This window comes from Salmonella enterica subsp. diarizonae (genome assembly GCF_008692785.1).
Taxonomy (GTDB): Bacteria; Pseudomonadota; Gammaproteobacteria; order Enterobacterales; family Enterobacteriaceae; genus Salmonella; species Salmonella diarizonae.
The window spans coordinates 150,243-170,168 of sequence record NZ_VXJV01000002.1; the positions used below are offsets into that span (position 1 = coordinate 150,243).

Here is a 19,926-nt window from a genome sequence, read left to right on the forward strand (position 1 = left end):
CTCCGGCCCCGGGGTTATATACGCTCGATTTTTGCCGGCAGCCCCTGACGTACCGCTGCGCCGGAAACCCAGTCGAGCCACGTATTGTTGACGGTTCTTGTCGGATCGGCAAAACCCAGATCGTTAAGGTTTATGCCTGCCCTGATTTGCGGATCATACGGCATGGGCGCGCCGTCCAGAGAGTGCTGCGCTGCGCCCATCTCGCGGTGGCCATATCCGTGTTCGATGGCGATGACGCCAGGCATCACGCCATTTAACAAACTGATTTGCGCCACGACCTGACCGCCCGGCGTAATGATCCGTACCCGATCGCCATGTTGCAGTCCATAACGCTCGCCGTCTTGTGGATTCAGCGCCACCAGGTTTGCTGGCTTCACATGGTGTAAGCGCGGGATGACGGCTGTTGAGCTGGACATGGTATTGGATTTAAATGAAATCAGTTTCAGCGGCCACTGCCCAACGGGAAACTGGTCGTCAATCGCTCGTCCATCCGACAAACGCGCCGGATACCAGACCGGGCAACCGCTGAAGCGCTCCCCGGTGATGGCGTGACGATGGGCGGCGACATCCGCATTCCAGACCTGTAAGGGTTTTTCCCAGGCGTTACCCAATCGTTGATCCGTATAGCCGCTACCCTCTGGCGCAAACCGGCCACCACGGGAGTAGATAAACGCTACGCGACTGACCTCATCAGGTTTAAGCGTGTGCTGAATCGCTGGCAGAATGCGGGTGACGCCGGTAAGCGTAATATCTTCCTGATTTGCCGGCGCAACTGGCGTCTTGCCCATAAAGGCGATATTAGCGGCTACGCGCAGATAGAAGTCTTCCGCCCGGTTCAGTGGAAAAGCGTTGCCCTGCGAATCGGTTATCGCCCGGTCGCCGAAGCCGGGCAGACGGAGCCGTTTTGCTACCGCAATACAAAATGCTTCCATTGAGACAGGTTGCCCGTCCGCCGTTCGGCGGGTGGCGGGGGCGACAACCGGCCAGCGGGCGGTAGTGGCTTTACTGGCTACGCCGCCCCAGGGCGCCGTAAAGCCCCAGCTCTCAAAATTATGCGTATCCGGCACAATGTAGTCCGCCAGCGCCGTCGTTTCATTCATAAAGGCGTCAATCGCGATAAAGAGCGGCAGTCGACGAGGGTCTTTTAGTTTTTCTTCCGCGACGGCGCGTAGACCGGGAACACCGTAAAACGGGTTACTCATATTGGAAATCCAGGCCTTAAGCGGATAAGGATAGCCTTCGAGCGCAGAGGTCAACAGTTCGGTAAGCTGGCCTGCCACAAAGGGATACCATGGCGCTTTGGCTGGATAAGGGGATTGCCCGGCGGCAATTTTGTCGCGGTACTCTTCCGATGTTTCATAAGCGGTTTTGCTACGGGCAATACTTAACCCGGACGGTTTCACTTTTCCGGCAAAACTGTTCATGTTGTAGCGGGGGCCGTCGCTTACGCCGTTGAATTTGCCACCGCCGACAAAGACGCCGCCGGACAGGCTGAGGTTGCCGATCAGCGCGTTAAGCATCATGACCGACCAGGCGTTATAAAACCCATTGCCGGCCATCATGCCGCCGTGACTGATGACCGCGGCTTTACGTCCGTGACCGGTAAAGGTTTCCGCCAGCGCGATAATTTGCGCTTCCGGCACGCCGCACTGTTCGCTGTATTGCGCCAGCGAGAGTTTTTCTGCCGCCTCTTTCAGGCGTTGCAACCCGCTCTTCACCGTGACCCGTTGGCCATCAGCGAGCGTAACGTACTGCGTCACGAAAAGCCGCGCCTGTTGACAGGTGGACGCAGCGACCAACTCGCCGTCGGTATTAAGCACGACGGGGGTCTCTTCGCCATCGGGCGTAAGATGCCGCAGCGTCAGGTGTTGTCCGGCAAGCGTCGGAAGTTCATCCGCAATGACCAGGTGCGTGGCGTTGGTCCAACTTTGCTCTCCGGCCTGCTGCATCGCCTGTACGCCGGGAATCGCCAGATAATCAGCATTATAACGTTGATTATCCATGATCCAGCGGATCATCCCCATTGCCAGCGCCGAATCGCTGCCGGGCAGGACCGGTTGCCAGCGACCGCGAGGATCGGCCTGCACCGTTGATAACGGTAGCGCGGGGGCGACCACGACGTATTGAAAATTCTCACGCAGCCGGGCGCTCGCCAACTGGCGCGCCTGGCGTTTAAATGGATTGCCGGACTGTGCCGGGGAGGTGCCCATAAATAGCGCAAACTCTACGTTTTCCCAGTCGGGTTTGACATGCGGGTTTTTATCCAGATCACCCATCAGCGCCCCGGAGCCAGCCCGGTAAGCCAGTCCACAGTAGGCGCCATGCGCGCCGAAATTTTTGCTGCCGAAGCTATTTAGCGCAAAACGACGCAGAAACGCATCGCGGCCTTCGTCGCTGGTATTCGTGACCAATAACTGATTGGTTTTTGGCCCGAAACTGGGGTGCTTTGCGTCGATTGGCGTATCCGGCGCATGAATAGCGCGCAGTCCGTCCACATGACCTTCGCCAAACAGATCGCCGCCTTCCACAACTTCTTCAATAAGCTGCTCAAAGCTGATGCGCTGCCATTTCCCTTCGCCGCGTTTACCCACGCGTTTCATTGGTTCAAGCAGTCGTAGCGGACTGTACAGGCTTTCCAGCAGCGTGGCGCCGCGCGCGCAGGCGGTTGAGCGGGCGTCAAGACCGCTTTCTCCCGCCAGTTGCTCCATGGCTTTGCTAAAAGGGACGGACGGATCAATCGGGTGTTCCTGCGACAAGGGGTGATATGGATTGCCGGCGATGCGAATCACTTTGCCATCTGCATCAACCCGGGCGCGGATACCGCACTGTGTCCAACAGCCGAAGCATTGCGTCATGGCGATGGTTTGTTGTGGGTTTTGCTGCCAGTGCGTTTGCGCCTGCGCCTCCGGAATTAACGCATTGCCAAAGATGCGGTCGCGCGTTACCTTGCCGGACGTCCCGTTTAACAGGCCATCAATTGCGCGTTTCGCCACATCACGGTAGCTCAAACCAAAAGTGACCATCCCACCGACGGCGAGACCGACTTTTAGCCACTGACGACGGGTTAAATTAGCCATGTTGTAATCTCCTGGTGAGTCCGTTCAGCGTTTCACGAATAATAATCAGTAGCGCGATCCACAGGCCGAAGGTGCCGAGAATAGCCAGCCAGCCATCCGTTCCGCCTGGTAACGAGTAAGGGTTAAATTGCGCGTTGAACTTGGGTACGGTTTGTACCTGAATCAACAATGTCCAGCGCATCAGCCAACATAACGCCAGTGCACTCAGAACCAGCAGGACGCGTCTTAGCTGCGATAAGGGATGACGTAGCGCCATGCTACAGAACAGCAGTGTTAATACCCACAGCGCTATCCAGCCGACAGCGTAATATTTGGCTGACAGGGCGACGGTAATCCACTGACGGATTGCCGTGCCGGAAAGGGTATCGCCGCTGACCCACATGGCCACAAGCAGCCCCAGCGCCGCCAGCGTCCAGATTTGTCCCCACAGTATTTTTGGCAGCCTTACCGAGTCGCGTCGGGCGGCGACAATCATCAGGGCGAAGAATGCCTGTAAGGCGCTAAGAAACATCGCCACGGGGAAGGCGTAGCTAAACCAGATCGGGCGCGCCAGCACAACGGAGACTTCGCGGCCGGTATAAATCAGCAGACCCACCGCGCAAAGCGCGCTGGCTAACGCCAACCATTTAGTGACGTTGTAACTTTTATTCAATAATCGTTTCATCTGCTGCGCCAGGAACCACAGGGCGAGAAATCCGGTAAACAGCGGCAGGAATAATGCTCCCCAGGGCATCCACGACCAGGGGGTCGGCCAGGCATAGAAATGCCAGACGCGCGCGGTCTGGTGCAGATCCGCCGTCAGCGCCAGCGGTGCGGTAATCGCACAGGTAATGGCAATCAGTAATGCCCGATTTTCTTCTGTCGCGGCGTCTTTTTTCCGCCAGTGAAGATAACAGGCAAACAGTGCGGCGCAGGCGGCAATGCCAATAAAAAAGAAATATTGTACTGCCCACGGTAGCCAGCTAATGTCCTGCGGGTGAGCCAGCACTTCTTCAATGATGAGTGAATGCGTCATTCAAACCTCCTGCCAAAGCGCGGGCTGCGCACGGCCCATTAAGGGGGTGACAAAGGCGTCGTCCAGACCCAGGTAGAAAACATGGGGCGACGTGCCGTTTTCCGGCTTTAATACCTTGATAGCGTCGCGATGTTGATGAAGCATGGTGGCGATGCGGCTATGGGGATCTTTGATATCGCCAATAATACGCGCGCCGCCGACGCAGGACTCTACGCAAGCGGGTAGCAGCCCGGCCTCCAGACGATGGACGCAAAACGTGCATTTATCGGCAGTTTGCGTTTCATGATTGATAAATCGGGCATCGTAAGGACACGCTTGTACACAGTAGGCGCAGCCGACGCAGCGTTTGTTATCCACCACCACAATGCCGTCTTCCCGCTGAAAGGTGGCTTGTACCGGGCAGACCGGCACACAGGGAGGGTTATCGCAATGGTTGCACAGACGCGGTAATAGCACATTCGTGACCTCCTGGCTGCCTTCACACTGGACCTGGTATTGGTTCACTGTCGTACGAAACGCGCCCTGCGGCGTTTGATTTTCAATAGTGCAACTTACGGTACAGGACTGGCAGCCGATACAGCGTCGCAGGTCGATAAGCATGGCGTAGCGGTGTTGGGGAGAGCCTTCATGTCGCTCCGGCGAAAAAGGAAATTTCGCTTCAGCCAGCGGAACCAGTGAGGCGCCAGCGGTCAGGACGCCAAGTTGCTGGAGAAATTGCCGTTTACTGCTGTCCATATTGACTCCCGTCCACATTGCCAACAATGAAACATTTGTCACGATGTTGGTTCATGTGTAATGAATAAAGAATGTCGATGATTTACAGTGTAAAAATCGAGACGGGGAGAGCTCTATTGTGGTTAACCACATACCCGGCTTGTTGTTGATCTAAAACAACATAATTGACAGGGATATAGGGGTGAGAGGTAAAACCGTAAGTCGCCTGGCGGTGTTGGCGGCAGTAGGGCTAATTTGTCATGGCGCATGGGCAGGGACGTGGAACATCGGTATTTTGGCCATGCGCGGCGAGGCGTCTACGCGCAGCCACTGGCAGCCGTTGGCAAAAACATTAAATCAACAGCTTCCCGGCGAAACCTTTCACATCCAGCCGCTGGATCTGCATCAAATGCAGGAGGCCGTTAACCGGGGAACCGTGCAGTTTGTGATAACTAACCCGGCGCAATTTGTCCAACTGAACAGCCATGCGCCGCTCCGCTGGTTGGCTTCCCTGCGCTCTACGCGCGATGGGAAAACGATTGGCAATGTCATTGGTAGCGTGATCCTTACCCGGCGCGATAGCGGGATCACCACGGCGCACGATCTGATCGGTAAGACAGTCGGCGCGATTGATGCTCAGGCATTTGGCGGTTATTTATTAGGCTATAAAGCGCTCAGCGACGTGGGCTTACGCCCGGAGCGCGATTTCCATCTCCGTTTTACCGGGTTTCCTGGCGATGCCTTAGTCTATATGCTGCGCGAAAAAGCGGTGCAGGTGGCAATTGTGCCGGTGTGCCTATTAGAAAATATGGATCAGGAAGGATTGATTAATAAAAAGGATTTTATCGCGCTGCTTTCCCGACCGACGACCCTTCCTTGTTTAACCAGTACGCCGTTATATCCTGACTGGTCGTTCGCGGCGCTACCCGCGGTAAGTGATGCGCTGGCGGATCGCGTAACGCGGGCGCTATTCAACGCGCCCGCCGCCGCGTCATTTCACTGGGGCGCGCCTGCGTCAACCAGTCAGGTGGAAGCGTTGCTGCGTGATGTTCGTCAGCACCCTCAGCAGCGTCGACTGTGGCTGGATGTCAAAAGTTGGTTAATTCAACATCAGTTGATGGTTGGCGGCATGACGCTGGCATTTCTGTTGCTCACGCTCAATTATATTTGGGTCATGCTGCTGGTGCGTCGACGCGGAAAACAACTGGAACGTAATAGCGTGGTACTCCATCAGCATGAGCGGGCGCTGGAGACCGCCCGGCAAATGAGCGTGTTAGGTGAAATGACCTCCGGATTTGCCCATGAACTTAATCAACCGCTTTCCGCGATTCGACATTACGCCCAGGGGTGCCTGATTCGGTTGCGCGTTGCAGATGAACAGCATCCCTTGCTGCCGGCGCTGGAACAAATTGACCAGCAGGCGCAACGCGGTGCGGACACTTTGCGTAACCTGCGTCACTGGGTCAGCCAGGCGCAGGGCAACCCGGTGCTGACCGAAGAGTGGAAGGTGATAGCCATTCGCGAGGCGATTGATCACGTCTGGCAACTGTTGCGTATGGCGCAGCAGTTTCCGTCAGTGACTCTGCATACCGAGGTTAGCGCCGCGCTGCGCGTAACGCTGCCGTCAGTGCTGCTGGAACAGGTGCTGGCGAATATCATTCTTAATGCGGCTCAGGCAGGCGCCACCCATTTATGGGTCGTGGCTGAACGCACTGAAAATGGCGTCAGCATTGTTTTACAGGATAACGCCGGGGGAATCGATCAGGCGCTATTACGTCAGGCTTTTCAGCCGTTTATGACCACTCGCAAAGAGGGGATGGGCTTAGGGCTGGCGATTTGCCAGCGGCTGGTGCGGTATGGTCGTGGCGATATCAGCATCAGGAACCAGACCGCACCGGACGGCCTGGCGGGAACGGTAGTCACGATACATTTCTTACATGAAAATGGAGGCAGGGATGGCGATAATTCATCTATTGGATGATGATACGGCGGTTACTAACGCGTGCGCGTTTTTACTGGAAAGTCTGGGATATGACGTAAAATGCTGGAGGCAGGGGGCGGATTTTTTGGCGCAGGCCAGTCTCTATCAGACCGGTGTAGTATTACTGGATATGCGAATGCCGGTCCTGGATGGGCAGGGCGTTCATGATGCGTTGCGCCAGTGCGGAAGTACCCTGGCGGTTGTTTTTCTTACTGGACATGGCGATGTACCGATGGCCGTGGAGCAGATGAAACGCGGCGCTGTCGATTTTCTGCAAAAACCGGTATCGGTAAAACCGCTACAGGCGGCGTTGGAGCGTGCGCTGACGGTTTCATCGGCAGCGGTGGTGCGTCGTGAGATTATGCTTTGTTACCAGCAATTGACGCCGAAAGAGCGTGAACTGGCCAGCCTGGTGGCAAAAGGATTTATGAACCGTGAAATTGCGGAAGCGATGAATATCGCGGTGCGTACCGTAGAGGTGCACCGCGCCAGAGTAATGGAAAAAATGCAGGCCGGTAGCCTGGCGGAACTGATTAGGCGTTTCGAAAAACTGGCCTCGCCAGAGACCAGAATACGAACAACGTATGATTCATGAATAATAAACTGCGTCATTTCTTTGATTTGCATCAAATTTTGTTTAATAGCGAAGACTGTTATATTCTGTTGGTTTGAGCTGGCGACGAGTAAAACGTATGGCAAAACCGACAAAAGATGACGAACTGTACCGCGAGATGTGCAGAGTGGTGGGCAAAGTCGTGCTGGAAATGCGCGATCTGGGGCAGGAGCCGAAGCATATAGTTATTGCGGGTATGTTACGAACCGCGCTGGCGAATCAACGTATCCAACGTAGCGCGTTAGAAAAACAGGCTATGGAAGCGGTGATTAACGCTCTGGCGGGGTCATAGCCAGTATCATGGTGGAAACGGCCTGTTGGCAATAACGAAATGATAGTAGTATCGCCTTTGAGCATTCGCGATATTGTCATCACGGCGGGCTATTTGCCCGCCGTTAGCGATGCGTAGGGTTATCAGGTGATGGCTAAACGCAACCCTAACGTACCAGGGTACGGCTCAAAATAATTCTGCGTGCGCAGATAGTCATCCGGATGTTCCGCCAGGTAGTGCTTCAGTAGCGTTAACGGCGCGAGGATCGGTAGCTGGCCCGCGCGATAGCCGAGAATCACCTCGCGCAATTCCACGCGTTGCCTGCTGTTCAGCGCGCGGTGAAAATAGCCCTGGATATGCATCAGCACATTGGTGTGATTTTTACGTGAAGCGGGATGGCGCAAGATAGCCATTAGTTTTTCCCGGTAGCAGACAAAGAAGGCATCCAGATCGTCCCACTCATGCAGATGCGCAACAAAAGGGCCAATTTCGCGGTAGCCAGCCTGGTGGTGCGCGAGAAGCTGTAGTTTGTATCGGCTATGAAACGCGAGCAAACTGTGACGACTCAGGCCCTGCGCGCGTAGCGCATTTAATTCATGTAGCGCGAAGATGCGTGCGATGAAATTTTCGCGTAATACCGGATCGTGCAGACGACCATCTTCTTCTACCGGCAGCCAGGGATATTTGGCCATTATTGCGGCGGTAAACAGTCCGGTACCAGTTTTGCGGCCCCGATTACCCTTTTCATCATACAGGCGAACGCGCTCCATTCCGCAACTGGGCGATTTTGCACACACAATAAATCCCGTCAGTTCGCCCATCGTTGGTAAAAACCGATCGGCAAAGGCGTTCATCCGATCGGTGACGTCATCGTGCGGGACATGACTATAGCGCATCCGAATGTCGCCGCAGGTCATCTGGATAAGACGCAGCGCAGGGCGAGGAACGGGCAGGCCGATCGCAACCTCCGGACAGATCGGTTTGTAGGTCACCCACGGCGCCAGAGAGTTCATGAGGAAATCCATACGTTTATGTCCGCCATCAAAGCGTACCGCGGCGCCAGTCAGACATCCGCTAATGCCGACTACGGGTTTATTATTCATGATTTCCCCCTCATTGAAAGCACGACGACTGACGCCGAATGGCGCAAGATGTTATCTTGCATTGATTTAAAACTTACACAATTTTGTTTTTTTGTCTAAGTTTTCGTGAGGATTATTTTTTATGTATTGGAATATCAATGAGATAGAATGAAGGTGGAAAGTGCATTTAAGGGCTTATAGCGTGATAACCTCAAGCGAAACGACAACGTTGCGCCATTGGGCAAGCTGCTTTTTCTGCCCGGCAGTGAGCTTTCCGGTAGTCACCAGAAACCATTTTCTCTGGGCGAAAAGTTCGGGCGCCAGTACGGCTGGTGGGGAAGGAAGAACATCGATCCGCAACCCTTGTCCGGTACGTGTCAACGCTTCCAGCCAGATTTCGCACTGATCTGAGAGATGCCAGCCGCTAATAAATGCATTGTAGCCTGGCGCTTTTCTATCGCCTTCAAGACAAAAAGAGGTGTAAGAAATAATGATGCCATCCAGTACTTCGCGCAGCGTCATCACGGCGGGAAGATGCGCTGACACTTTGCTGCGCAACGGACGTAATAAGTAGGTCACCAGTTCCGCTCGGGGATATTCGCGGCCGCAGTCATAAATCAACTGCCGTAGCGCGTCAATTCGCCCTTCGTGGAGATGTTGAAGCATCGTTTCCTGGATCGTTATCCAGTTATCGCCCAGGCGAATGATTGGACGCGACAGCAAAGGTTTGACCTGGCTTATCGGCACGCCTTTTCTCATCCAGTCGAGGATACTAAGCGCTTGTCGAACATCGTCATCGCTGTACAAGCGATGTCCGCCGTCAGTACGCTGCGGTTTCAACAAACCATAGCGTCGCTGCCATGCCCTGAGCGTAGTGGCATTGATACCGCATAGTCTGGCAAATTCGCCGATAGAATACGACATGATGAAGCCCATTAAATAAAGGGATTTTACTATATCACGACTAACCGGAGATTAAGGTAGTGATAAATTGTGTGGCATAGTAGGGCATCCGCATGGCTTCTGTAGATGATGAGCAATACTGAATGGCGTAAGGCTCATCAAAATATGACAAAATGCTCAATACCATAGGATACCCCTGGCTAATTCTCTATTAAATTCATTCTTCGGGCGCAGTTAAGTAATTCTGTCACTTTATGAACTTGTAGCTTTCTCATCATATTCATTCGATGCGTTTCGACGGTTTTTATACTGATATGTAACTTTTCGCTGATCCCTTGATTGGTATACCCCTCGTCAATAAGTTTCAGAACCTGTCGCTCGCGTAAAGTGAGTAGTTGATGACTGGTGGTGTCAGCGTTTAATTCAGCCAGGATAGCTTCCCGATTCAACGTCGGATCAAGGTAACGCTTGTTTACTGCTACCGTTTGTAACGCCGCTAACAGAACCTGCTGGCTACTGCTTTTTAAAACATAACCATTAGCACCTGCGGCCAACGTTTTAATGGTCATATGCTCTTGTTGATATGCAGTGTAAACCAGAATATTCATTGCTGGCCAACGCTGGTGTAATTGGGGAATGATATCCAGGCCATTGATTCCCGGTAAGCTAAGATCAAGGATAAGTATGTCAGGCTCATATGCACAACAAGCATTATAAACCTCAAGACCATTTTTAACATGTTCTACAATTTTAAAATGAGGCCAGGGTAATAAGGCATTTATAATACCGTTAACGATGATTTCATGATCGTCCACTAATAAGATTTTATACTCTTTCATTTTGCTGCCTCCGCGAAAATTAAGATAAACATTAAGTGATGGTTTAGTTTTTGAAGATCATACGTACTTTCTGACGTAAGTCGGTTAGTTCCTCTATAGTGATGATTTTCCCCATATTTACGCGATTCTCAATGTCTGCTACATAGGATGCCAATTCAGTCTGCCCTGCTTGACCTAAACAGCCTTTTAATGTGTGAAGTAACTGATCGATTTTTTTTCCAGTAGACACAGCATTCTCAATATCAGCTAACAAGAGATCCAGTGACTGGAAAACCTTGCTATTAATGACTATATCATCTGTCGCCAGTAGCGCTGAACAGCGGTTCGGATCTTGCTCCTGCAATTCGATATTTCGTAAAAGCTGGTATTCTGCAGCGAGACTGATATAGCGAGCCAGGGTAGCCAGGGTCACAGGTTTTGTAATGTAATGATGTATCCCATTTTTTTTACAACGACTAATATCTTCTGACGCTACGCTAGCTGATAGCGCCACAATCATGCAATAAGGATCTAAATTAGCCGGGTTATCATGCCATAATTGTACACACTCAATGCCATCTATTTCTGGCATTCTAATATCCATCAGTACTAAATCGAATCGCTGCTGTTGCGATAAAGCCAGAGCCTCGTTACTACTGGCTGCAATGGTGACATTTTGGCCCAGACTGACAAGCATTTTGCCGATGATATCCCGATTAATATCGGCATCATCAACCAGAAGAATTTGCAACTGCCAGGGTTGTACCAAAATATTTATGTTTGGTGTATTCGGTATACACAATATTAACTGTTGTGCCAGATTGTAGAGTTTTCCAGGAAAATACAGAAGTTCTGCATTGAAAAGCGCATTTTGCTGGTGGGGTAGTTCACCGCGTATCCCCCAGCAAGCAAGTTGACGATGTAGGCTGATAGGGGCTGGCAATGTCCCTTTTATTGGTTGCGGCGGCTGGTATTTTTGTAAGGATAATACTAGCGATACACAGGTTCCAACTCCGGGAATACTCTTTAGTTTTAGTTTACCGCCCATCAGTTTAGCCAGGCTTGAAGCAATAGTTAGTCCAATGCCCGTACCTTGCGAATTTGTGTCCGCTTGATAAAAAGCAGTAAAGATTTGAGATTGCTGTTGCATTTCAATCCCTTTACCACTATCGCTAACCAGAAATATTAATTGTTCCGCATGACGCTTAACCGTTAGACGTATCCCTCCGGTTTCGGTAAATTTCACTGCGTTTCCGAGTAAATTAACCAGAATTTGACGTAAACGGATACCATCGGTATGGAAATAAAGCGGGACGTGTTGGCCGACAAAGGTACGTAATGATAACTTCTTGCTTTGCGCTGGTCCCTGGATGGTTTGCATTGTCTGGTCCAGTAACGGTAGTAACGCCGTTTCTTCCATATGCAATGTGAAATGACCAGACTCGATGCGTGAAAAATCCAGCAGATTATTAATAATAGTTAGCAAAGACAATGTACAGTACCTGGCTGTATCTGCTAATCCTTGCTGTTTTATGTTTAAAGGGGTGGTTTGTAATAATTCAATCGCACCGAGTACGCCATTCATTGGGGTACGTAACTCATGACTTATTACCGTAAGATGAATACTTTTACGTTTGCTTGCTTGTTCGGCTTGTTTTTTTGCCTTATTTAGAGCCTGGGTGCGTTCTACGATTTTGCTTTCCAGATTGTCGTATTGTACTTGTAGGGTATCAAGTAGTTGGTTAAAAGCGCAGGCAATACTGCCTAATTCATCCTGTCTTTCTTCTGGCAAACGTGTGCTTAGCGGCTCAGTTGCAGTTTTATTGATGACATCGACAAAATGCCATAACGGTTTGGCCAGTGAGCGATGAAGTAACCAACAAAAAGCCGACGTCATCAACACCAACTCTGTTAACGTAAAGGGGATTTGTTGAAGGATAGTTTTTAAGATGCGGCTAAATAAATTATCGTATGGGTATAGAATAACCTGGCTCCATCTGGGGCCATGCAGGGGCGTGCGTAATATTAGAAAACCGGGAATCTGTTGCCATCCGTCATGCAGCGTTACATGTTCTAACAGTGTACGTATTTTTTTAGATGTGTATGAAAACGGTAATAAGTGGTTATTCTGATCTATCCATACTTGAATACTATCATCTAATTGTGGATGGCTATTAGACATGAGATCATGAAGCTCAATAGTCATTCCAAAAAATACTCCCTGCTGAGCGGAAAACGCAACGGAAACACTCCATCCTATGCCGTTTATGTATTCTGGCTTACTCCAGTAGAAGTCTGCATGGGTTGGGTATAAAGGAAAACGTATTAGTCTCATAAGCTGTAGAGTAGAGTATCCTGGAGAGTTATCAGCCGGTAATAATGGGATTTCATTTTTATGGTTAAGAATAAAGCTATCGTAATGATAACTTCTTTTATCGATATTATAGGATGGAAGAAAGACACGATGCTTATCCCGGTTTAGCGTCGGTGTGCAATTTGGGGAATCGACAGACAGGTGCCGACTAAGCCCAGGGAAGGTATCGCTATGGCGATTAATAGTAGCTAATAAGCATTGATACATTAATTTTTTGGCGTCACGCTCAGCTTCTTCAAAACGTTGATTGATTAGTACAATATTCATTCTGGAGATAATGGATAAGTCATCTATTATATGCTGTCGTTTCTGAACCATTGATATATAAGCCGCTGAAAATACAGATAGCATCCAAATAGTTATTATTGTTAATGAAAATAAAAAGGTTAACCTGGTTACTAAAGATGTTTGCAGCGTATTCTTGAGATTCAGCAAATTCATAATGCTTTCCTTAAGTTGCCAGTTGCAAAATCTTTGGCACTTGATCACTATCGCAGTACATATAGTTTCAATAGAAGATTAATCGAGTGTGTTATCATTAGGTAGATAAATTTCTTCATATATAATCCACTCGATGACTACAATTACTTTCTAATACGAGGTAGCGCAAAAACATCGTAACAGTTTATTTGATAAATAATTTTTCTAATTGTAATAAGTCGTGTCAGTGGCAAAAATATAATTGTGAATCTATAGGGAAATCTGAGTGATAGGAGTGCGCCGAACAATGTATATGTAGACAATATCCTGATATTGTATAAGAAGAGTATCGTTGAAATAAATGTGAATCAGGCTTTTTACGGATGTGGTTGTGAGCGAATTTGATAGAAACTCTTTTTTATGTATGAGGAGGGGTTCATGCTGGCTGTTTTAAAAGGCATTCCATTGATCCGGGATATTAAGACTGAAGGTAATAGTCGATTCTGGATAATGACTATTGATGGACATCCTGCCAGGGGAGAACTCTTCTCAGAAGCGTTTTCTATTTCTTTGTTCTTAAATGACCTGGAAATCTTACCTAAGCCTTGTCTTGCCTATGTGACACTACTGCTTGCAGCACACCCAGACATCCATGATTATGCTATACAGCTCACAACGGATGGAGGATGGTTAAACGGTTATTATACCACAAGTAGTGACGCTGAGCTTATTGCTATCGAGATAGAAAAACATTTGGCTTTAACTTGTGTTTTAAAAAATGTAATACGCAATCGTCATAAACTTTATTCGGGTGGGCTATAAAATGATAGCAAATAGAAGCTTAATCTTAATGTTACTATTTATACTCAGTACGGCAAAGAGTGATGAGCTATCATGGAAAGGTAATGACTTTACCCTCTATGCCAGACAAATGCCATTAGCAGAGGTTTTACATCTTCTTTCAGAGAACTATGATACAGCTATTACTATTAGTCCATCAATAACAGCCACATTTAGTGGGAAGATTTCTCCAGAACCGCCAGTGGATATTCTGAATAACCTGGCAACACAATATGATCTACTTACCTGGTTTGATGGCAATATGCTATATGTATATCCCACATCATTATTAAAACATCAGGTTATCACTTTCAATATCTTACCTACTGGACGGTTCATTCATTACTTACGTAGCCAGAATGTCCTTTCATCACCGGGATGCGTGGTTAAAGAAATTGCCGGTACTAGCGCAGTGGAGGTGAGCGGTGTTCCCAGTTGTCTGACTCGCATTACTCAATTAGCTTCAGTACTGGATAATGCGTTAGTCAAACGAAAAGATAGTGCGGTAAGTGTGAATATATACACACTTAAGTATGCTACTGCGATGGATACTCAATACCAATATCGAGATCAAGCTGTCGTGGTCCCTGGCGTTGTGAGTGTATTACGTGAGATGAGTAAATCTGGCGTACCGGCGGCATCTCCGAGTGATGGTTCACCCGCGACACAGGCATTACCTATGTTTGCTGCCGATCCACGACAAAATGCAGTGATCGTTCGTGATTATGCGGCCAATATGGCGGGGTATCGGAAACTCATCACAGAATTAGATCAACGCCAACAGATGATAGAGATTTCTGTGAAAATTATTGATGTTAATGCTGGAGATATTAACCAGTTAGGAATCGACTGGGGGACGGCAGTGTCGCTGGGTGGGAAGAAGATTGCTTTCAATTCGGGTCTGAATGACGGTGGTACTAGCGGTTTTTCAACGGTAATCAGCGATACTTCAAACTTTATGGTGCGTTTGAATGCACTGGAAAAAAGTTCTCAGGCTTATGTACTTTCCCAACCATCTGTCGTTACTTTAAATAATATCCAGGCTGTACTGGATAAGAATATTACTTTCTATACTAAACTACAGGGGGAAAAAGTGGCTAAGCTTGAATCCATCACGACGGGTTCTTTGCTGCGCGTTACGCCTCGGTTATTAAACGATAATGGCATGCAAAAAATAATGCTGAATCTCAATATTCAGGATGGTCAACAAAGTGATACACAAAGCGAAACAAATCCGCTACCCGAGGTGCAAAATTCTGAAATTGCTTCGCAAGCCACATTATTGGCCGGACAAAGTCTATTGCTGGGAGGATTTAAACAAGGTAAGCAAATCCGTTCGCAAAATAAAATTCCTTTATTAGGCGATATTCCTGTCTTAGGGCATTTGTTTCGCAATGATACGACTCAAGTACATAGTGTAATCAGGCTTTTTTTAATTAAAGCTTCAGTAGTAAATAATGGCATATCTCATGGCTAATCCGACGAGTTCCTGGAAAATACGTTTTTTAGATCGCCTTTTACAAGGCCGGGAAGTATGGCTGAATGAAGGACGCCTGTCACTGGGGGAGAAGGGGTGTGATATTTGTATTCCGCTTACTATAAATGGAAAGATTGTACTGAGAGAACAGGAAGAGAGTTTGTTTGTTGATGCAGGGAAAGCCAGGGTTAGAGTTAATGGACGCAGATTCAATCAAAATAAGCCGCTACCGTCCAGTGGGGTTTTGCAGGTTGCGGGGATTGCTATGGCGTTTGGTAAATCGGATTGTGATCTTGCCAGTTACCAAATACCGATTTCCAGATTACGGCATTGGTGGTTGGCTGGCGTATTCTTGATTTTCATCGGTGGAATGGGGGCCTTGTCAAGTATTGGTGGTCAGCCTGAAACGGTAAATGATTTACCTTTGCGGGTTAAGCTTTTATTAGATAAAAGCAACATTCATTATGTCCGGGCACAATGGAAAGAAGATGGAAGCCTGCAATTGTCAGGTTATTGCTCGTCAAACGAACAGATGCAAAAGGTGAGAGCGACGCTCGAATCATGGGGGGTTATGTACCGGGATAGTGTAATCTGTGATGACTTATTGATACGAGAAGTGCAGGATATTTTGATAAAAATGGATTACCCCCATGCTGAAGTATCCAGCGAAGGGCCTGGTAGTGTGTTAATTCATGATGATATACGGATGGATCAGCGATGGCGTAAGGTTCAACCGTTACTTGCAGATATCCCCGGGCTGTTGCACTGGAAGATTAGTTATTCTCATCAATCTCAGGGGAATGATATTATTGCTGCGATAATAGAGAACGGTTTAGTGGGCCTTGTTAATGTTACGCCAATACGGTGCTCTTTTGTTATCAGTGGCGTACTGGATGAATCTCATCAACGTATTCTGCAAGAAATGCTGGCAGCATTAAAGAAAAAGGACCCTGCTCTTTCTTTAATCTATCAGGATATTGCGCCTTCTCATGATGGAGGAAAATATCTGCCCGCACCAGTAGCTGGCTTTGTGCAGAGCCGTCATGGTGATTATTTATTACTAACCAATAAGGAGCGTTTACGCGTAGGGGCGCTGTTACCCGATGGGGGAGAAATTGTCCATCTGAGTGCCGATGTGGTAACGATTAAAAATGATGATACTTTGATTAACTATCCATTAGATTTTAAGTGAGTGAAATATGACAACTCTGACTCAGTTAGAAGACTTGCTGCTTCATTCGCGTGAAGAGGCCAAAGGAATAATTTTACAATTAAGGGCTGCCCGGCGGCAATTAGAAGAGAACAACAGTAAGATACAGGACCCGCAGCAATATCAGCAAAACACCTTATTGATTGAAGCAATCGATCAGGCTGAAAATATCATCAACACCATTTATTATCGTTACCATAACTGTGCGCTTGTGGGAGGAAGTGAAAAAACGCTTAGTTAGCACGTTAATTTCTCTATCGTTATATAGGAGGATAATGATGATAAAGAAAAAGGCTGCTTTTAGTGAATATCGCGATTTAGAGCAAAGTTTTATGCAGCTAAATCACTATCTTAAAAAATTTAATCAAATCAGGGCTAAGGTGAGTCAACAGCTTTCTGAAAGGGCGCAGTATCCCAAAAAAAACAGTGAGACAGATCCTATCCTTGATAAGTTATTTCCACAAGGCGTGACCGGGGTTAACCAGGAGGCCGAGAGAGACTTAAAGAAAATAGTAACTTTGTTTAAACAACTTGAAGCACGGCTGCAACAACTTAATACTCAATCCCTGGTGGAGATACCGCCAGGCAAAACAAAAAGGTAAAGCCCAATGTCTTCAGGAAATGTCTTTTGGGGAAATCATAACCCTATTGTATTTAATAATGATTTTGGCGTCAGCAATACAGATACCGGGAGTCAGGATGACTTATCCCAGCAAAATCCTTTTGCCGAAGGGTATGGTGTTTTACTTATTCTCCTTATGGTTATTCAGGCTATCGCAAACGATAAGTTTATACAGATCCAGAAGAACGCTGAACGTGCCAGAAATACCCAGGAAAAGTCAAATGAAATGGATGCGGTTATTGCTGAAGCAGCCAAAGGAGATGCCAAAACCACAGAGGAGGTGCCTGAGGATGTAATTAAATACATGCGTGACAATGGTATTCTCGTTAATGGTATGACCATTGATCAATATATAGCTAAATATGGTGTTAAGGGGAAACTGGATAAAGGCGGCCTGCAGGCAGTCAAAGCGGCTCTGGATAATGACGCCAACCGGAATACCGATCTTATGAGTCAGGGACAGTTAACAATTCAAAAAATGTCTCAGCAGCTTAATGCTGTCCTTACCCAACTGACGGGGCTTATCAGTAAGTGGGGGGAGATTTCCAGTATGATAGCGCAGAAAACGTATTCATGAAAAAAGAGCCGACCTTACAGCAAGCCTATGACACGATACGATTTTTCCGGCGTGGCGGCTCGCTGCGTATGTTGTTAGATGAGGATGTGACACAGCCGCTTAATACTCTGTATCGCTATGCCATGCAGCTTATGGATGTAAACGAGTTCGCCGGCGCAGCGCGACTTTTTCAATTGCTGACGATATATGATGCCTGGTCATTTGACTACTGGTTTCGGTTAGGGGAATGCTGCCAGGCTCAAAAACTCTGGGGAGAAGCGATATACGCCTATGGACGCGCGGCACAGATTAAGCTGGATGCGCCGCAGGCGCCCTGGGCCGCAGCGGAATGCTATCTCGCGTGTGATAACGTTCGTTATGCAAGGAAAGCGTTAAGGGCCGTGGTGCGTATTTGCGGCGAGGCCAGTGAACATCAAATCCTCCGACTGCGTGCAGAAAAGATGTTACAGCAACTTTCTGACAGGAGCTAAGAATGAATCGAATCCACAGTAATGGCGATAGCGCCGCGGGAGTAAACGCCTTATTACATCATCATTTAAGCAATGTCAGTTGTGTTTCCTCGGGATCGCTGGGAAAACGCCAGCCGCGTGTAGATTTTACTTGTGACAATGCCAGAGTAGCGTGTGAGGCAGCAGGGAAAATTAGCCTTCCAGAGGCAAACAACGCGTTGAAGCAACTGCTTAATGCCGTCCCCGGAGATCATAATAGCCCATCATCATTGCCTGACTTTATGCAGATGAATCCCACGGTTTTATCAATGATGATGACGACATTAATAATTAGCGTCTTCGGTAGTAGCGCTCAATCGTTATGCCAACAGCTTGATCGAGCAACTGAGGTGCAAAATACAGTACGTGATAAGCAGGTGAAGGAGTATCAGGAGCAGATCCAGAAAGCGATAGAGCAGGAGGATAAAGCACGTAAAGCGGGCATTTTTGGCGCTATTTTTGACTGGATTACCGGCATATTTGAAACCGTGCTTGGCGCCTTAAAAGTGGTGGAAGGTTTTCTGTCCGGTAATCCCGCAGAAATGGCTAGCGGTGTAGCCTATATGGCCGCAGGTTGTGCAGGAATGATTAAAGCCGGAGCCGAAACAGCAATGATGTTCGGTGCTGACCACGATACCTGTCAGGCGATTATTGACGTTACAAGTAAAATTCAGTTTGGCTGTGAAACTGTCGCGCTGGCACTGGATGTTTTCCAGATTGGCCGTGCTTTTATGGCGACGAGAGGCTTGACTGGCGCCGCTGCAAAAGTGCTTGACTCCTGTTTCGGCGAAGAAATCGCTGAGCGTATGGTAGGTGCAGGCGAAGCAGAAATGGAGGCGTTGGCTGAAGAGTTTGGCGACGCGGTGAGCGAAAAATTTTCCCAACAATTTGAGCCGCTGGAACGTGAAATGGTGATGACGGATGAGATGGCACAGGAGTCTGCCGAGTTTTCTCATGACGTAGAACAAAATATGACGCGAAGCGCAGGAAAAAGCTTTACCAAAGCAGGGGTGAAAGCCATGGCGAAAGAAGCGGCAAAAGAAGCCATGGAAAAATGTGCGCAAGAAGGGGAAAACTTTCTGTCAAAAAGTTTTCGTAATAAGGTCCTCTTCAATATGTTTAAAAAAATTATGAATGCATTACTGAGGGATTGTTCATTTAAAGGCTTACAGGCTATCAGATGTGTAACCGAGGGAGGTAATCAGATAAATACAGGCGTGGTTAAAGTAGAAAAAGCGAAGCTCGAAAAAAAAATAGAGCAATTAATGGCTCAGCAATGGTTTCTGGATTTCATAATAGAACAAACGGAAGGCCAAAAAAAGATGGAACAAAAACGCTTACAGGCGCTTTATAAAGATAGCGGCATAGCGCTTAAAGATGCATTAGATACCATTGATAATTATGGTAGCGTTCAGTCGAAAATGGCTGGCTGGCGCGCTTAATC

General features: G+C 48.3%; 18 protein-coding genes. 11 read left to right on the top strand and 7 right to left on the bottom strand.

The window, feature by feature from the left end; genetic code table 11:
• Positions 1–14 precede the first annotated feature (14 nt).
• From ttrA to ttrB, 3 genes are read right to left on the bottom strand one after another with little or no spacing between them, the layout of a single operon-like run.
• A complete protein-coding gene (ttrA, locus tag F4V72_RS04675; RefSeq protein WP_063390395.1) occupies positions 15–3,077 on the bottom strand; it encodes a tetrathionate reductase subunit TtrA in 3,063 nt (1,020 codons plus the stop codon).
• The gene (gene ttrC, locus F4V72_RS04680; RefSeq protein ID WP_121767723.1) at positions 3,070–4,092 is read right to left on the bottom strand and encodes a tetrathionate reductase subunit TtrC; all 1,023 of its coding nucleotides are present in this window, start codon (positions 4,090–4,092) and stop codon (positions 3,070–3,072) included. The genes ttrA and ttrC overlap by 8 nt, the downstream gene beginning before the upstream one ends.
• Positions 4,093–4,827: a tetrathionate reductase subunit TtrB gene (gene ttrB, locus F4V72_RS04685; RefSeq protein ID WP_343230078.1), complete on the bottom strand. Its 735-nt coding sequence runs from the start codon at positions 4,825–4,827 to the stop codon at positions 4,093–4,095.
• A gap of 181 nt (positions 4,828–5,008) precedes the next feature.
• Here ttrB and ttrS point away from each other — a divergent pair, with 181 nt between their 5' ends.
• The 3 genes from ttrS to fumD all read left to right on the top strand — a co-directional run bounded on the left by ttrS (position 5,009) and on the right by fumD (position 7,692).
• Positions 5,009–6,787: a tetrathionate respiration histidine kinase TtrS gene (ttrS, locus tag F4V72_RS04690; RefSeq protein ID WP_077950775.1), complete on the top strand. Its 1,779-nt coding sequence runs from the start codon at positions 5,009–5,011 to the stop codon at positions 6,785–6,787.
• Positions 6,762–7,382 (top strand): tetrathionate respiration response regulator TtrR, encoded by a 621-nt coding sequence (gene ttrR, locus F4V72_RS04695; RefSeq protein ID WP_023248061.1) that lies wholly within the window; start codon positions 6,762–6,764, stop codon positions 7,380–7,382. The genes ttrS and ttrR overlap by 26 nt, the downstream gene beginning before the upstream one ends.
• 97 nt (positions 7,383–7,479) lie before the next feature.
• Positions 7,480–7,692, top strand: a complete 213-nt coding sequence (gene fumD / locus F4V72_RS04700; RefSeq protein ID WP_023248062.1) for a fumarate hydratase FumD — start codon at positions 7,480–7,482, stop codon at positions 7,690–7,692.
• A gap of 122 nt (positions 7,693–7,814) precedes the next feature.
• On the opposite strand, the gene mlrB is transcribed toward fumD, so the two are convergent.
• The 4 genes from mlrB to F4V72_RS04720 form a co-directional block, all read right to left on the bottom strand.
• Positions 7,815–8,774: a transcriptional regulator MlrB gene (gene mlrB / locus F4V72_RS04705; RefSeq protein ID WP_023248063.1), complete on the bottom strand. Its 960-nt coding sequence runs from the start codon at positions 8,772–8,774 to the stop codon at positions 7,815–7,817.
• Between the two features lie 174 nt (positions 8,775–8,948).
• A complete protein-coding gene (locus F4V72_RS04710) occupies positions 8,949–9,677 on the bottom strand; it encodes a MerR family transcriptional regulator (protein WP_023248064.1) in 729 nt (242 codons plus the stop codon).
• Positions 9,678–9,856: 179 nt separating this feature from the next.
• A complete protein-coding gene (locus tag F4V72_RS04715; protein ID WP_023248065.1) occupies positions 9,857–10,495 on the bottom strand; it encodes a two component system response regulator in 639 nt (212 codons plus the stop codon).
• A 43-nt stretch (positions 10,496–10,538) separates the two neighbouring features.
• Complete coding sequence (locus tag F4V72_RS04720) at positions 10,539–13,289, bottom strand: two component system sensor kinase (protein ID WP_053529785.1); 2,751 nt, start codon at positions 13,287–13,289, stop codon at positions 10,539–10,541.
• 399 nt (positions 13,290–13,688) lie between these two features.
• Between F4V72_RS04720 and spiC the strand changes: the two genes are divergently transcribed.
• From spiC to F4V72_RS04760, 8 genes are read left to right on the top strand one after another with little or no spacing between them, the layout of a single operon-like run.
• Positions 13,689–14,090, top strand: coding sequence for an SPI-2 type III secretion system protein SpiC (gene spiC, locus F4V72_RS04725; RefSeq protein ID WP_136058250.1), 402 nt, complete (start codon positions 13,689–13,691; stop codon positions 14,088–14,090).
• A 1-nt stretch (position 14,091) separates the two neighbouring features.
• Complete coding sequence (locus tag F4V72_RS04730) at positions 14,092–15,585, top strand: EscC/YscC/HrcC family type III secretion system outer membrane ring protein (RefSeq protein ID WP_023248068.1); 1,494 nt, start codon at positions 14,092–14,094, stop codon at positions 15,583–15,585.
• Positions 15,566–16,777 carry a type III secretion system inner membrane ring subunit SctD gene (gene sctD / locus F4V72_RS04735; RefSeq protein WP_023248069.1) on the top strand — a complete coding sequence of 404 codons (1,212 nt, stop codon included), beginning with the start codon at positions 15,566–15,568 and terminating at the stop codon, positions 16,775–16,777. The genes F4V72_RS04730 and sctD overlap by 20 nt, the downstream gene beginning before the upstream one ends.
• 7 nt (positions 16,778–16,784) lie before the next feature.
• Entirely contained in the window at positions 16,785–17,036 is a 252-nt protein-coding gene (gene ssaE / locus F4V72_RS04740) for a type III secretion system chaperone SsaE (RefSeq protein ID WP_023248070.1), read from the top strand.
• Between the two features lie 34 nt (positions 17,037–17,070).
• Entirely contained in the window at positions 17,071–17,397 is a 327-nt protein-coding gene (sseA, locus tag F4V72_RS04745; RefSeq protein WP_023248071.1) for a type III secretion system chaperone SseA, read from the top strand.
• 6 nt (positions 17,398–17,403) lie between these two features.
• Complete coding sequence (gene sseB, locus F4V72_RS04750) at positions 17,404–17,994, top strand: SPI-2 type III secretion system translocon protein SseB (RefSeq protein WP_023248072.1); 591 nt, start codon at positions 17,404–17,406, stop codon at positions 17,992–17,994.
• A complete protein-coding gene (gene sscA / locus F4V72_RS04755) occupies positions 17,991–18,464 on the top strand; it encodes a CesD/SycD/LcrH family type III secretion system chaperone SscA (protein ID WP_023248073.1) in 474 nt (157 codons plus the stop codon). Before sseB ends, sscA begins: the two co-directional genes overlap by 4 nt.
• Before the next feature lie 2 nt (positions 18,465–18,466).
• Complete coding sequence (locus tag F4V72_RS04760; RefSeq protein WP_114048777.1) at positions 18,467–19,924, top strand: type III secretion system translocon protein; 1,458 nt, start codon at positions 18,467–18,469, stop codon at positions 19,922–19,924.
• The last annotated feature ends 2 nt before the right edge of the window (positions 19,925–19,926 follow it).

What these genes read in the sequence shown, in the direction of transcription:
- sctD (WP_023248069.1), top strand. Translation starts at nt 15,566, where the DNA reads ATGGCATATCTCATGGCTAATCCGACGAGTTCCTGGAAAATACGTTTT.
- spiC (WP_136058250.1), top strand. Translation starts at nt 13,689, where the DNA reads ATGTATGAGGAGGGGTTCATGCTGGCTGTTTTAAAAGGCATTCCATTG.
- F4V72_RS04720 (WP_053529785.1), bottom strand. Translation starts at nt 13,289, where the DNA reads ATGAATTTGCTGAATCTCAAGAATACGCTGCAAACATCTTTAGTAACC.
- F4V72_RS04760 (WP_114048777.1), top strand. Translation starts at nt 18,467, where the DNA reads ATGAATCGAATCCACAGTAATGGCGATAGCGCCGCGGGAGTAAACGCC.
- F4V72_RS04715 (WP_023248065.1), bottom strand. Translation starts at nt 10,495, where the DNA reads ATGAAAGAGTATAAAATCTTATTAGTGGACGATCATGAAATCATCGTT.
- sscA (WP_023248073.1), top strand. Translation starts at nt 17,991, where the DNA reads ATGAAAAAAGAGCCGACCTTACAGCAAGCCTATGACACGATACGATTT.
- mlrB (WP_023248063.1), bottom strand. Translation starts at nt 8,774, where the DNA reads ATGAATAATAAACCCGTAGTCGGCATTAGCGGATGTCTGACTGGCGCC.
- ttrA (WP_063390395.1), bottom strand. Translation starts at nt 3,077, where the DNA reads ATGGCTAATTTAACCCGTCGTCAGTGGCTAAAAGTCGGTCTCGCCGTC.
- sseA (WP_023248071.1), top strand. Translation starts at nt 17,071, where the DNA reads ATGATGATAAAGAAAAAGGCTGCTTTTAGTGAATATCGCGATTTAGAG.
- F4V72_RS04710 (WP_023248064.1), bottom strand. Translation starts at nt 9,677, where the DNA reads ATGTCGTATTCTATCGGCGAATTTGCCAGACTATGCGGTATCAATGCC.
- fumD (WP_023248062.1), top strand. Translation starts at nt 7,480, where the DNA reads ATGGCAAAACCGACAAAAGATGACGAACTGTACCGCGAGATGTGCAGA.
- ttrC (WP_121767723.1), bottom strand. Translation starts at nt 4,092, where the DNA reads ATGACGCATTCACTCATCATTGAAGAAGTGCTGGCTCACCCGCAGGAC.
- ttrR (WP_023248061.1), top strand. Translation starts at nt 6,762, where the DNA reads ATGGCGATAATTCATCTATTGGATGATGATACGGCGGTTACTAACGCG.
- sseB (WP_023248072.1), top strand. Translation starts at nt 17,404, where the DNA reads ATGTCTTCAGGAAATGTCTTTTGGGGAAATCATAACCCTATTGTATTT.
- F4V72_RS04730 (WP_023248068.1), top strand. Translation starts at nt 14,092, where the DNA reads ATGATAGCAAATAGAAGCTTAATCTTAATGTTACTATTTATACTCAGT.
- ssaE (WP_023248070.1), top strand. Translation starts at nt 16,785, where the DNA reads ATGACAACTCTGACTCAGTTAGAAGACTTGCTGCTTCATTCGCGTGAA.
- ttrB (WP_343230078.1), bottom strand. Translation starts at nt 4,827, where the DNA reads ATGGACAGCAGTAAACGGCAATTTCTCCAGCAACTTGGCGTCCTGACC.